Consider the following 12,532-nt stretch of genomic DNA (forward strand, 5'->3'; position numbering starts at 1 on the left):
GTAGCTCAGTTGGTAGAGCAATGGATTGAAGCTCCATGTGTCGGCGGTTCGATTCCGTCTCGCGCCATAATTTTATAATCGGAAGGGTAGCGAAGAGGCTAAACGCGGCGGACTGTAAATCCGCTCCTTCGGGTTCGGGGGTTCGAATCCCTCCCCTTCCATAACCTTTACGGGCATAGTTTAAAGGTAGAACTAAGGTCTCCAAAACCTTCAGTGTGGGTTCAATTCCTACTGCCCGTGTTTAAATATGGCGGGTGTGGTGAAGTGGTTAACACACCAGATTGTGGCTCTGGCATGCGTGGGTTCGATCCCCATCACTCGCCTATTTAATATTATTGGGGTATCGCCAAGCGGTAAGGCAAGGGACTTTGACTCCCTCATGCGTTGGTTCGAATCCAGCTACCCCAGTTAAAAACTTGAGCCGGCGTGGCGGAATTGGCAGACGCGCTGGACTCAAAATCCAGTGTCCTCACGGACGTGCCGGTTCGACCCCGGCCGCCGGTATAGCTTAAGTTTAGCGGAGTATTTTTACTTCGTTTTTTTGTTTTCTCTTTAGTAATTATTTGCAAGCTAATGCGGAAGATTGCATCATGATTTTACTTGTAAATCCACACTCAACTAATGTAATGGACTCACCATCAAATTGTTTATAGAATCTAGAATGCTAATAAGAGGCAGCTTAGTTTGTTGCTTTTCATTCTATGATTGAGTTTTATTTAGGACTTAAGAATCTAATTGTATGATTAAATATTTTTTGTGAAAAGCATTTTACTTTTACTGAAAATTCTTGACTCTTTTCTTTTTTGTGGTATAATTAACCAGTAAAGCTTTAACTGGTTAAGAGAAGGAGGAGGAAATGACTCATTTAGCAGATAAGATCGATCAATTTTTAAATGAAGTTATTTTGAAGGCAGAAAATCAGCATGAGATTCTGATTGGTTCTTGCACGAGTGATGTGCCTTTAACTAATACGCAGGAGCATATTTTGATGCTTTTGTCTGAGGAATCCTTGACAAATTCTGATTTGGCAAAAAAACTGAATGTGAGTCAAGCTGCTGTGACCAAGGCTGTGAAATCCTTGGTTCGGCAAGAGATGCTGCAAGCCTTTAAAGATAAGAGAGATGCACGGGTTACCTTTTACCGTTTGACTGAGTTAGCTCAGCCGATTGCAAAGGAACATCAGCATCATCACGCACATACTTTGGAGACGTATCAAAAATTGGCTGAGCAGTTTTCTGCTAGTGAACAGGCGACAATTTCGAAGTTCTTGGAAGCCTTGGTGGGAGAGATTGGTAAATGAGATATATCACAGTCGATAATCTTTCCTTTTACTATGACAAGGAGCCTGTGCTGGAGCATATTCATTATTTTCTAGACAGTGGGGAGTTTGTAACTTTGACGGGGGAAAATGGAGCTGCTAAGACGACACTTATCAAGGCTAGTTTGGGTATTTTGCAACCTAAGTATGGGGAAGTGAAGATTTCCAAGACTAATGTGCAAGGCAAGAAACTGCGGATTGCATATCTACCTCAGCAGATTGCTAGTTTTAATGCAGGTTTCCCTAGTACGGTATATGAGTTTGTCAAGTCGGGACGTTATCCGCGTAAGGGTTGGTTTCGTCGTTTGAATGAGCATGATGAAGAGCATATCAAGGCTAGTCTGGAGTCAGTTGGAATGTGGGAACATCGGGATAAGAGGATTGGTTCTCTCTCTGGTGGGCAAAAGCAGAGGGCTGTGATTGCTCGGATGTTTGCTTCGGATCCGGATATTTTTGTCCTTGATGAGCCGACAACGGGGATGGATGCAGGCAGTAAAGATGAATTTTACAAGCTCATGCACCATAGTGCTCATCAGCATGGGAAGGCTGTCTTGATGATTACACACGATCCGGAAGAAGTTCGTAAATATGCTGACCGCAACATTCATCTGGTCCGTAATCAGGACTCACCTTGGCGCTGTTTCAATGTGCATGAAAGTGACAATGGACAGGAGGTGAGCAATGCTTAATCTATTTTCCTATGATTTTATGCAACGAGCCTTTTTGGCCGTTATTGCCATGAGCCTTTTCTCGCCGATTCTGGGGACTTTCCTGATTTTACGGCGGCAGAGCCTTATGAGTGACACGCTCAGCCACGTTTCACTGGCAGGTGTGGCTTTTGGTTTGGTTCTTGGACTATCGCCCACTCTCACAACGGTACTTGTTGTCATTATTGCAGCAGTCTTCTTAGAGTACCTGCGAACTATCTATAAGAATTTCATGGAAATCGGGACGGCTATTCTCATGTCAACTGGCTTAGCTATTTCCCTGATTGTTATGAGTAAAGGCAAGAGTTCTAGCTCAATGAGTCTGGACCAATATCTATTTGGATCCATTGTGACTATCAGTACGGAGCAGGTGATTTCCCTTTTTATCATTGCTGCTGTGGTGCTTGTCTTGACCTTCCTCTTTATTAGGCCTATGTACATCTTGACCTTTGATGAGGATACAGCCTTTGTGGATGGGCTGCCGGTGAGGACCATGTCCATTCTCTTTAATATCGTGACGGGTGTTGCGATCGCCCTCATGATTCCAGCTGCAGGAGCCTTGCTAGTTTCGACCATTATGGTCTTGCCGGCCAGTATTGCTCTGCGGATTGGGAAAAATTTCAAGTCGGTTATTTTGCTGGCAAATGCCATTGGTTTCTTTGGTATGATTGCCGGACTTTATATTTCTTACTATGCAGAGACGCCAGCTAGTGCTAGCATTACGATTATCTTCGTCAGCTTGTTCTTGCTGGTCAATCTGGTCAAAAAATTTATGAAATAGGAGCAGAAAATGAAAAAAATTAGCTTACTATTAGCAGGTTTACTGAGTATTTTCTTAGTAGCTTGTTCCAATCAAAAAAATGCAGATGGCAAGCTCAATATTGTCACGACTTTTTATCCTGTTTATGAGTTTACCAAGCAGGTGGCTGGAAATGAGGCCAATGTTGAACTTCTAATCGGGGCAGGTACAGAGCCGCATGATTATGAACCTTCAGCTAAGGCAGTTGCGACGATTCAGGATGCAGATGCCTTTGTCTATGAAAATGAAAATATGGAGACTTGGGTCCCAGATACGCTAAAAACTTTAAAAAATAAGGAAGAAACGGTTATCAAAGCGACAGGGAATATGCTCTTGCTGCCTGGTGGTGAAGAGGAAGAAGACCATGACCATGGTGAAGAGGGACATCATCATGCCTATGATCCCCATGTCTGGCTGTCACCGAAGCGAGCTATTAAAATGGTGGAGCACATCCGTGATAGCCTGAGCAAGTCTTACCCTGACAAGAAAGCTGCTTTTGAGAAAAATGCAGCGGCTTATATCAAGAAGCTGGAAGCCTTGGATAAGGAATATGAAGATGGATTGGCCAACGCCAAGCAAAAGAGCTTTGTCACTCAGCACGCAGCCTTTAACTATCTGGCATTGGACTATGGTTTGAAGCAGGTGCCAATTTCTGGACTTTCACCAGACAGTGAGCCATCCGCTTCACGCTTGGCTGAATTGACCGAGTATATCAAGAAAAATAAAATCAAGTATATCTACTTTGAAGAGAATGCCTCTCAGGCTCTGGCTTCTACTCTGGCTAAGGAAACAGGGGTAGAACTTGATGTCCTGAATCCGCTGGAAAGCTTGACCGAGGAGCAGACCAAGGATGGGGCAGACTATGTTTCTATCATGCAGGCCAATCTAAAGGCTCTCAAGAAGACAACTGACCAAGAGGGAGCGGAGATTGCAGCCGAGAAAGAAGAAGACGATAAGACAGTGCAAAACGGCTACTTTGAAGACAGTGCCATCAAGGATCGGACCTTGTCTGATTATGCTGGCGAGTGGCAGTCTGTTTACCCTTATCTGAAAGATGGGACATTGGACCAAGTCTTTGATTACAAGGCTAAGCTGACTGGAAAAATGACGGCAGCTGAATACAAGGACTACTATGACAAAGGCTACAAGACAGATGTTTCCAATATCAATATCACAGACAAGACTATGGAATTTGTGGTAGATGGAAAATCCAAGAAATATACGTATAAATACGTTGGCAAGCACACTCTGACTTACTCTAAGGGAAATCGTGGAGTTCGCTTCATGTTTGAAGCGACAGACGAGGATGCTGGGGAGTACAAGTATGTTCAGTTTAGCGACCACAACATTGCACCGACCAAGGCGGCTCACTTCCATATCTTCTATGGTGGCGAAAGCCAGGAGGCACTCTTTGACGAGCTGGAAAACTGGCCAACCTACTATCCAAGTAAGTTGACCGGTCAAGAAATTGCCCAAGAGATGTTGGCGCACTAATATAAATAAAGTAAGAAGACGGGACTATCCCGCCTTCTTTTTTTTGCATATCAGGAAATGACGATAAAAACACTTGACAAATTACGATTACAAATGTAAATTAATAAAGAGTTGGATTACAAATGTAAATGATAAGGGAGTGTTAAACAATGGAACAGCAAAATATTAGCCAAGCAGAATGGCAAGTGATGCGTGTGTTATGGGCTTATCCACACAGTCGCAGTACAGAGATTATAGCGCGGTTGGAAGCCGATTTTTCCTGGAAACCGGCAACCATCAAGACTCTTTTGAATCGTCTGAAGACCAAAGAATTTATCGCTATGGAAAAAATCGAGGGCAAGTTTTACTACGATGCTCGGATTTTAGAAGCGGACCATCTGGAAAGTACATGGCAGGCGCTTTTTGACAATATCTGTAATACTAAACACGGAGATCTTTTGATTTCGATGATTGAGAGAAGTCAGTTTAGTCAAGGGGACTTGGAACGTCTCAGCCAAGTCATCGATAAGAAAAGAGCCTCGGCTCCTTTGGAAATCAAATGCCACTGTCCTCAAGGCCAGTGTCGTTGCGGGCACGGAAAGGAGACGTATTGATGAGCGAGAAGAAAGAATACAAGCTTTCAGGTATGACCTGCGCTGCCTGTGCTATGACGATAGAGATTGCGGTCAAGGACTTGGAAACGGTCGAGGATGTCAGTGTCAATCTGGCGACAGAACGCCTCAGTTTGCTTCCTAAGGCGGGATTTGACAGCCAGCAAGTGCTGGCTGCTGTAGCCGAGGCTGGTTATCAGGCAGAAGAAAAAGGAAAAGACCGACCGTCTGATGTAAGCGAAGAAGCTGAGATTAAAGCTCAGAAATTGCAAAAAAAGAAACAAGAGTTACTGATTCTTTTGATTACGGCTCTGCCTTTACTTTATATCTCTATGGGAAGTATGGTCGGTCTTCCTCTGCCTAGCTTCTTGGACCATATGGCGCACCCTTTGGTCTTCGTTCTGTCACAACTACTTTTGACTCTGCCTGCTGTGTGGATTGGTCGTGGTTTCTATCAGAGGGGATTTCGCAATCTTATCAAGAGGCATCCTAATATGGATAGTTTGATTGCGGTGGGGACTAGTGCAGCATTTTTCTACAGTCTCTACTCGGTCAGTCAGGTTTTTCTAGGTCATCATGCCTTTGTTCATCAGCTTTACTTTGAGTCTGTTGCAGTGATTATTGCCTTGGTTCTTCTGGGTAAATATCTGGAAAGTTCTGCCAAGGGTCGAACGTCTCAGGCGATTCAGTCTCTACTTGAGCTAGTACCTAGTCAGGCGACAGTGATTCGCTATGGAGAGGCTGTGACCATTGATACGGAGGATATCCGAGTTGGAGATATTATCCGTATCAAGCCAGGGGAGCGTATGCCGGTAGATGGCCTTGTAATAGAGGGGCAGACCTTTGTGGATGAGTCCATGATGACTGGTGAAAGTGTCCCGATTGAAAAGAAGGTCGGCGACACCATTACCAGTGCCACAATCAATCAAAATGGTAGTATTGATTACCAAGCAACTAGGGTGGGTTCGGATACGACCTTAGCTCAGATTGTCAGATTGGTGGAGGAAGCGCAGGGGTCTAAGGCTCCGATTGCGGCTTTGGCCGATAAGATTTCGCTCTATTTTGTCCCAATCGTGCTGGGCTTGGCTACTTTGTCCGCTCTTGGCTGGTATTTTCTAGCTGGTGAGAGTCTTAGCTTTTCCCTGTCAATCTTTGTCGCAGTTCTGGTCATTGCCTGCCCTTGTGCGCTAGGTTTAGCAACTCCGACAGCCATCATGGTTGGGACTGGCAAAGGGGCTGAAAATGGGATTTTGATTAAGTCTGGACAAGCTTTGGAAGCAGCTTATCAACTGGATACTATTGTTCTTGATAAGACTGGGACGATTACGGTTGGAAAGCCCAGCCTGACGGATTTGGTGCCTTTAGGTTTTAATCGCTCTGACTTATTGCAGCTAATAGCCAGTGCTGAGCAGCATTCTGAGCATCCTTTGGCTCAGGCTATCTTAGAAGCTGCTCAGCAGGAGGAGCTTGATTTGCTGCCTGTCAGCTATTTTGAGGCCATTGTTGGCCGAGGTTTGTCAGCTCAGGTTGAAGGTAAGCATCTTCTGGTGGGAAATGAGTCTTTGATGAAAGAAAAGAACATTGACAGCAGTGCCTTTCAAGAACAGTTGTTAGAGCTGTCCAAGGAAGGGAAGACAGCCATGTTTGTCGCAATAGATAGACAGCTGACAGGTATTTTAGCGGTAGCAGATGAGATGAAGTCCAACAGCCTGAAGGCGGTGCAGGAGCTCCAGTCTATGGGGCTGGAAGTTATCATGCTGACAGGAGATCGTGAAGAAACTGCGACAGCTATTGCCCAGAAAGCTGGCATCCAAAAAGTTATCGCAGGTGTATTGCCAGATGGTAAGGCCACTGCTATAAAAGACTTGCAGGAAGCTGGGAAAAAACTAGCCATGGTCGGAGACGGTATTAATGATGCTCCAGCTCTGGTTCAGGCAGATGTTGGAATTGCCATCGGATCAGGCGCTGATGTAGCTATTGAGTCGGCAGATGTAGTGCTCATGCATAGTGATTTGCAGGATGTAGTCAAAGCTATCAAGCTCAGCCAGGCGACTATCCGCAATATCAAGGAAAATCTTTTCTGGGCCTTTGCCTACAATACACTAGGCATCCCGATTGCTATGGGGCTATTGCATCTTTTCGGCGGTCCCTTGCTCAATCCTATGCTGGCTGGTCTAGCCATGAGCTTGAGCTCAGTGTCGGTTGTCGTCAATGCTCTGCGTCTAGGACGCTTTAAAATGAACTAAATATACGGAGGAATGAATCTATGAAACAAACAATTCAGTTAGAAAATTTATCTTGTCAAAATTGTGTCAAACACGTCGCCCAGCACTTCCTATCTATGGAGGGAGTGTCAGATGTGGTTGTGGACTTAGAAAAGCAGACAGCCCAAGTCACGACTGATAAGCCTTATGGTGCATCTGATTATGAAGCGGCTCTGGCAAAAACAATCTACAGGGTTCTGGATGTGGCAGAAGCTGAGTGAATAAAGTCAGTAGCTATGCGCCTGCCCAGCTGCTAGAATTCTTCTTGTAAAAAGCGATAAAATAATCTATAATGTTACTAATCACATGATTTATCTTACCGTGAGAAAGAGGAGAAAAATGAAGAAAAAAGCTTTACCTTTTTTACTAACAGGAGCTGCTTTATTAGCTATGACAGCTTGCTCAAAGGGCAGTGCTACGAATCAATCAGAGACGCCTACTAGCAGTACTGGCTCGGTAACAAGTTCTGTGGAGCAGGTATCCAGTCAATCAACTGCGGCAGCATCTTCAGCAGCTAGCAGCGCTAGCTCAGAGAGTGCGAGCACAGAAAAAACCAAGGAAAAGAAGGAAGCGATGGACATTTCAGCACTTGCAAATGGTAATTATGCTAGCGTTAAAGGAACCTGGCAGGATGCTTCTGGCAACCAGCTTGTTTTTGATGAAAAGGGCTTGGTTTCAAGTGGTTATGAATTGTATGGAGCTTCTCTGACAGACTATGGTACTGCTGCTGGCGGTGTCTACGGCGGAGAAAGCGGAGGTTTTCTGATTGAGTTTCTTCCTAAGGGAGTTAAGGTCGCAGACAAGGAAAACTTTACAGACAACTCCGATGCTGGCCAAGACAGAATCTGGACAGGTGTTGGCCTGAATAGCTTTGACGAGCAAGGCAGCTTCTATTATCGAGTAGATTAAACGAAGCTTGGCTTTTGATGTTAAAGTCTATATAGTTGACGAGAGCAGAAGACCATCTGCTCTTTTTTTGGGGGAGAGTAAGAAATTTTACCGACAAAAAAGCCTGCCTAAATTAGGCGGGCTTCATAATTTTGAGCTGAATTAGGATTCACTGTGAGGTGTTATAAACTGATCCATAGGGGTTGAAATCACATTCAGGAAGAGCTTGGCGAAATCCTCTGCAGGCATAGGTTCTTCTTTGATAATCCAAATTTCAATGAGGGAATTAATCCATCTAACAACAATTTCCGTAGCCATTTCTTTTGGAATTCCCAATTTTTTAGAGTCAATTTCTAAATTTTGCACGACCCACTGAGTGAAGAAGGTAGATAAATAGTCACTCCAGAAAGGATCGATAGCTGTAGTGTAGAGCACCTTCATCCATTTTCTATGTTCATATAGGGTAGGAATCATATGTTGGGCAAAGAAACAGAACGGATTTTCTCCACTTCCTTCTTCGTAGCTTTCATACAGGGGCAAAAACGGAGTCATAATTGTCTGGCGGATGTATTGGATAATGTCTTCAACATTGCTAAAATGCTTTTTATAGATAGCCTGGCGCGATAGACCAGCTTGTTTAGCAATCTCTGAAAAAGTAAAATAAGACTTTTCAGGATTTTGCTCTGCCAGCTCAATTAAGGCATTGACGACTTTGTCTCGAGTATCTTGGGGCATAAGTACCTTCCTTCTTTTTTATTAAGTTCTTGCTGGTTTGTCTAAAAATAGAGCAAATCCCAACAAAATAGTTTACCGCTTGTCAACTAAAATGATAACACTTTATAGAGGAAATGTCCAATTATTTTTAAAATTTAATATAAAAATATTAAAAAACCAGTCTTCCCTTATAAGGACCGGTTCTGTCATTTCTCTGTTTTTCTTCTAGTTGGTTATGCGATAACAATTTTATTTGAAGGACCAGCTGGACTATCATAGGCAGCAAAGCTGGTTAGGGGTGAAGATACAAGGTTGAGAAATGTTTTAGAGAACTGCTTGCAAGGAACGGGGTCATCCTGAGTGATCCAATTCTCGATAAGAGAACTAATCCAGCCGGCCAGCAGTTGATTGGCCAGGTCTTCAGGAATACCTAATTTTTGGTGGTCAAGATTTAGATTTTGCTCGATCCAGTCCTTGTAACTGGCAGTAATAAAATCGCTCCACAAGGGATCGACAGAACTAGTATATAATATTTTAATGCGTTGGCGTTGCTCATAAATAGCGGGAAGAATCGTTTGAGCCAAAAAGGTGAAAGGATCTAAGTCCGCTTCAGCTTTGTTGCTATTCCAGTTAGGAGCAAAAGCTTGCTTTACCATATCTTGGCGAATGTATTCGATAATTTCAGTAGTGTTATTAAAGTGTCGTTTGTAAATAGCCTGTCTGGACAAGCCGGCTTCTTTAGCGATTTCTGTAAAGGTAAAACGCGACCTGTCTGGCTGTTTATCTGCTAATTCAAAAAATGCATCTAAAATCCTATCTCGTGTATTAAGAGCCATAATTTTATCCCTCCTATACCATTTTACTTTTTCTGTCTGAAATAAGCTAGAAAATAGCCCGGAATTTTTACTAAAAAAGTTTACACATTGTTAAATGGAAAAATTTTTAGTTTAATTTCTGGACATCATGTCTGTTTAAAAACTGGACGATTTCACAAAAATGTACATAAATCAAGCCGATAATTCTTTTATTTTAAAAAGTTAATATGATAAAATAATAAAAAATCTTATCAGAAGTCAAATAGAAAGTGTAGTTTAAAGATTACCTAATCTGAAAGATTTATGGGAGGTTTGACTGGACTTTTTATTAAGGGTTACTGATCGGGATAATAAACTATGTTCAGGGGAGAATAAAATGAAAAGAACAGAAAAAGTTTTGCGATATTCTATTCGGAAGTCAGTTTTAGGTGTTAGTTCAGTCCTTATTTGTGCTCTGTTTTTAGGTCACAGTATGGTGGCGGCAGATGAGGAGCGGCCAGTGGCAAATGCAGTAGAGACTCCGGTCGCTGCATCGCCAGTAAATCAGGATTTGACAACGGTCAGGGAGGCTGCTAATACAGAAGTAGGCACGTTTCTGGCTGAGAAAGTGACAGATCTTGGGAATAATCCAAATTTGTCAGCTGAGGAGCTTGCAGCAGCTAAGGAGGAAGTCAATCAAACAGCTGCAAAGGCTCAGAATGAAATTGCTGCAGCTGAGGATAAAGAAAGGATTGATCAAGCTAAGGAAGATGGATTGGCAGACATCAACTCTATCAATCCAGTCGGCAAAGATTTGCTTCTAGATGAAATCCAAAATGGAAAAGCAGAGTTTGATAAACTTGTAGATAGTAGCGATTTACTGCCTGAGGAGCAAAAGAAAAGCTTCCAAGAGTCTGTAAGGAAGAAGGCTGCAGAAGCAGAGGATGCAATTCAGAAATTAGATGTTAATGCAGCAACAGCAGAGCAGGCGGAAGTGATTCAAGAGCAGGCAGTAACCGAGGAAGATAAGTTTTTCAAATTTATAGCAAGTTCAACCGTAGATTTTACTCTGGCTTCCAAGTTAGCTGACTTGGAAGCAAATCCCAATCTTTCAGAAGCAGAAAAGAAAGCAGTTAGAGGTGAGATAGAGCAGGTGGTAGAAGCAGCCAAGAAGGCTATTGAAGGAGCAGATTCTCAGGAAGTCTATGACCGGGCAAAAGAAACAGCCATAGCCCACTTAGCCAAGATTCACCCTATTGGCAAAGAGCAGTTCTTAAAAGAAATTCAGGAAGAAAAAACAGCTACTATCGAGGCTGTTGAGAAGAATCAAAGTCTTTCTGCTGAGGAAAAAACTGCAGCTAAAAAGAAAATTGAAGATGCAGCAGCCATAGCTCAAAAAGCAATTGCAGCTTATAATGCTTGGGTTGAAAGTCCTGATGATGCCGAAAAAATTCAAGAACAGGTAGCGGCAGAGAAGCAAGGTTTGCTGAAAGTTACGACTGGGCTGAAACTAGATCTTGCTCTGTCTGATAAGCTAGCAGACTTACGGAGCAACCCGAATCTGTCAGAGGCAGAACAGGCTACGGCTAAAGCTGAAGCGGAAGCAACTCTAGCAGATGCGAAAATAGCGCTTGAAAAGGCTGATACCGAAGAGGAACTGGAGAGAATTGAGGAAGCTGGAATTGCTAGCTTGGACACGATTCATCCAGTTGGCAAAGATTTGGTTTTAGATGAGCTTGAAGAAGAAGTCGACAAACAGCTTGAAGCTATTGAACATCACCAAACACTTTCAGAACTTGATAAAAAGCAAGCTAAAGAAAAGATTCGAGCAGTATTAAAGACGGTAACAGATGCGATTGCACAGCTAGACGATAGTGTAGACAGTGCAGAAAAAGCAGAGAAACTGCAGGAACAGATCGCTGCTGAGCAGACAAAAGCTCTTGAAAATCTAGAAGCGATTGTCAAGAATGCTGCTAAAGCTAAGACAGCTTCTTCTATTCCAAGTGATTCACCACAGGAAGCTAGGCAAGAATTTAGTGGAGGCGTCAGCGACTCTGAGCCAGCAACAGCAACGGCGTCGGAATATGATTTGTCTAGCCATGAAGTTGGAACTCATCCCGATACAGCTCCGCAGTCTTCAGTACAACCAGAATTCAGTGGCAATGTAAATGATTCAGAAGCACCAACAGCAACACGGCCTGAATTTAGTGGAGGCGTCAGCGACTCTGAGCCAGCAACGGCAACGGCGTCGGAATATGATTTGTCCAGCCATGAAGTTGGAACTCATCCCGATACAGCTCCGCAGTCTTCAGTACAACCAGAATTTAGTGGCAATGTAAATGATTCAGAAGGAGCAACAGTAACACGGCCTGAATTTACAGGAGGCGTCAATGATTCTGAGCCAACTATGGCAGAAAATAACGCCTATGATGCTGGCGTTCAGCCATCAGTCAGGAGTGCACATCCAGACAGCGCTCCTCAAATGGCGGCTCTTCCGGAATTTACCGGCGGTGTCAATGCTGCTGACGCGGCAGTAGCTGATGCTTTACCTGCTTACCAAGTAACTAGCGGTATTTTGCCAGCAGTTGATGGGACCAAATCAGTACAAGAGCAGTCTTCATCAGCTAAGGTCACCCAGCCAGCTCAGCTTAAAAACAAGGAAAGTAAGAGTGGTGCGTCAGTCTTGCCGCATACGGGTCAAGCTTCTAATGCTCTTTTCACAGTTGCAGGACTTATCAGCGCTTTAGGCGCAGCTGGATTGTCATTCCGTAGTAGAAAAAAAGAAGAATAAGTTTTAAAGAGGCCCAGTGGCCTCTTTTTTGATGGAGAAAATTTTAAAAATTATGCAAACGTTTTACTAAAAGTGCTTGAAAAAGTCAAAAAAAAACGATATAATGGACAATGTGAAAGCGCTTTGCAAACGAGAGCTTGAAAGAAAATATTTTTATTCAAAAGAAGGGGCTT

11 protein-coding genes and 6 tRNA genes are annotated in these 12,532 nt (G+C 43.3%); 15 read left to right on the plus strand and 2 right to left on the minus strand.

Features of this window, described 5'->3' with window-relative positions; genetic code table 11:
- The 14 genes from FKX92_RS06965 (at position 1) to FKX92_RS12060 (ending at position 8,081) form a co-directional block, all read left to right on the plus strand.
- Positions 1-67: transfer RNA gene (locus FKX92_RS06965), tRNA-Phe, on the plus strand.
- Positions 68-80: 13 nt separating this feature from the next.
- A tRNA-Tyr gene (locus FKX92_RS06970) sits at positions 81-161 on the plus strand.
- Positions 162-169: 8 nt separating this feature from the next.
- A tRNA-Trp gene (locus FKX92_RS06975) sits at positions 170-240 on the plus strand.
- A 10-nt stretch (positions 241-250) separates the two neighbouring features.
- Positions 251-323 (plus strand) — tRNA-His (locus tag FKX92_RS06980).
- 13 nt (positions 324-336) lie between these two features.
- Positions 337-408 (plus strand) — tRNA-Gln (locus FKX92_RS06985).
- A gap of 12 nt (positions 409-420) precedes the next feature.
- Positions 421-504: transfer RNA gene (locus tag FKX92_RS06990), tRNA-Leu, on the plus strand.
- Positions 505-856: 352 nt separating this feature from the next.
- The gene (locus FKX92_RS06995) at positions 857-1,300 is read left to right on the plus strand and encodes a zinc-dependent MarR family transcriptional regulator (RefSeq protein WP_002896843.1); all 444 of its coding nucleotides are present in this window, start codon (positions 857-859) and stop codon (positions 1,298-1,300) included.
- Positions 1,297-2,007, plus strand: coding sequence for a metal ABC transporter ATP-binding protein (locus FKX92_RS07000; RefSeq protein WP_149565912.1), 711 nt, complete (start codon positions 1,297-1,299; stop codon positions 2,005-2,007). Before FKX92_RS06995 ends, FKX92_RS07000 begins: the two co-directional genes overlap by 4 nt.
- Positions 2,000-2,806 carry a metal ABC transporter permease gene (locus FKX92_RS07005; protein ID WP_149565913.1) on the plus strand — a complete coding sequence of 269 codons (807 nt, stop codon included), beginning with the start codon at positions 2,000-2,002 and terminating at the stop codon, positions 2,804-2,806. Before FKX92_RS07000 ends, FKX92_RS07005 begins: the two co-directional genes overlap by 8 nt.
- 9 nt (positions 2,807-2,815) lie before the next feature.
- Entirely contained in the window at positions 2,816-4,318 is a 1,503-nt protein-coding gene (locus FKX92_RS07010; RefSeq protein ID WP_149565914.1) for a zinc ABC transporter substrate-binding protein AdcA, read from the plus strand.
- A gap of 149 nt (positions 4,319-4,467) precedes the next feature.
- Positions 4,468-4,911, plus strand: a complete 444-nt coding sequence (locus FKX92_RS07015; RefSeq protein WP_149565915.1) for a CopY/TcrY family copper transport repressor — start codon at positions 4,468-4,470, stop codon at positions 4,909-4,911.
- Positions 4,911-7,154 carry a heavy metal translocating P-type ATPase gene (locus tag FKX92_RS07020; protein WP_149565916.1) on the plus strand — a complete coding sequence of 748 codons (2,244 nt, stop codon included), beginning with the start codon at positions 4,911-4,913 and terminating at the stop codon, positions 7,152-7,154. The genes FKX92_RS07015 and FKX92_RS07020 overlap by 1 nt, the downstream gene beginning before the upstream one ends.
- 20 nt (positions 7,155-7,174) lie before the next feature.
- Positions 7,175-7,393 carry a heavy-metal-associated domain-containing protein gene (locus FKX92_RS07025; RefSeq protein WP_149565917.1) on the plus strand — a complete coding sequence of 73 codons (219 nt, stop codon included), beginning with the start codon at positions 7,175-7,177 and terminating at the stop codon, positions 7,391-7,393.
- Between the two features lie 85 nt (positions 7,394-7,478).
- Complete coding sequence (locus tag FKX92_RS12060; protein WP_187759403.1) at positions 7,479-8,081, plus strand: DUF6287 domain-containing protein; 603 nt, start codon at positions 7,479-7,481, stop codon at positions 8,079-8,081.
- Between the two features lie 141 nt (positions 8,082-8,222).
- Here the strand turns inward: FKX92_RS12060 and FKX92_RS07040 are convergent, their stop codons facing one another.
- Positions 8,223-8,795 carry a TetR/AcrR family transcriptional regulator gene (locus FKX92_RS07040; RefSeq protein WP_149565918.1) on the minus strand — a complete coding sequence of 191 codons (573 nt, stop codon included), beginning with the start codon at positions 8,793-8,795 and terminating at the stop codon, positions 8,223-8,225.
- A 212-nt stretch (positions 8,796-9,007) separates the two neighbouring features.
- A complete protein-coding gene (locus tag FKX92_RS07045) occupies positions 9,008-9,610 on the minus strand; it encodes a TetR/AcrR family transcriptional regulator (protein WP_002898690.1) in 603 nt (200 codons plus the stop codon).
- 355 nt (positions 9,611-9,965) lie between these two features.
- On the opposite strand from FKX92_RS07045, the gene FKX92_RS07050 reads away from it, so the two are divergent.
- Positions 9,966-12,359, plus strand: a complete 2,394-nt coding sequence (locus FKX92_RS07050) for an SIALI-17 repeat-containing surface protein (protein WP_149565919.1) — start codon at positions 9,966-9,968, stop codon at positions 12,357-12,359.
- Positions 12,360-12,532 lie beyond the last annotated feature (173 nt).

The organism is Streptococcus sanguinis (genome assembly GCF_008329445.1).
GTDB lineage: Bacteria > Bacillota > Bacilli > Lactobacillales > Streptococcaceae > Streptococcus > Streptococcus sanguinis_O.

Coding starts and splice junctions, on each gene's coding strand:
- FKX92_RS07045 (WP_002898690.1), bottom strand. CDS start 9,610: ATGGCTCTTAATACACGAGATAGGATTTTAGATGCATTTTTTGAATTA.
- FKX92_RS07010 (WP_149565914.1), top strand. CDS start 2,816: ATGAAAAAAATTAGCTTACTATTAGCAGGTTTACTGAGTATTTTCTTA.
- FKX92_RS07000 (WP_149565912.1), top strand. CDS start 1,297: ATGAGATATATCACAGTCGATAATCTTTCCTTTTACTATGACAAGGAG.
- FKX92_RS07025 (WP_149565917.1), top strand. CDS start 7,175: ATGAAACAAACAATTCAGTTAGAAAATTTATCTTGTCAAAATTGTGTC.
- FKX92_RS07020 (WP_149565916.1), top strand. CDS start 4,911: ATGAGCGAGAAGAAAGAATACAAGCTTTCAGGTATGACCTGCGCTGCC.
- FKX92_RS07040 (WP_149565918.1), bottom strand. CDS start 8,795: ATGCCCCAAGATACTCGAGACAAAGTCGTCAATGCCTTAATTGAGCTG.
- FKX92_RS07050 (WP_149565919.1), top strand. CDS start 9,966: ATGAAAAGAACAGAAAAAGTTTTGCGATATTCTATTCGGAAGTCAGTT.
- FKX92_RS12060 (WP_187759403.1), top strand. CDS start 7,479: ATGATTTATCTTACCGTGAGAAAGAGGAGAAAAATGAAGAAAAAAGCT.
- FKX92_RS06995 (WP_002896843.1), top strand. CDS start 857: ATGACTCATTTAGCAGATAAGATCGATCAATTTTTAAATGAAGTTATT.
- FKX92_RS07015 (WP_149565915.1), top strand. CDS start 4,468: ATGGAACAGCAAAATATTAGCCAAGCAGAATGGCAAGTGATGCGTGTG.
- FKX92_RS07005 (WP_149565913.1), top strand. CDS start 2,000: ATGCTTAATCTATTTTCCTATGATTTTATGCAACGAGCCTTTTTGGCC.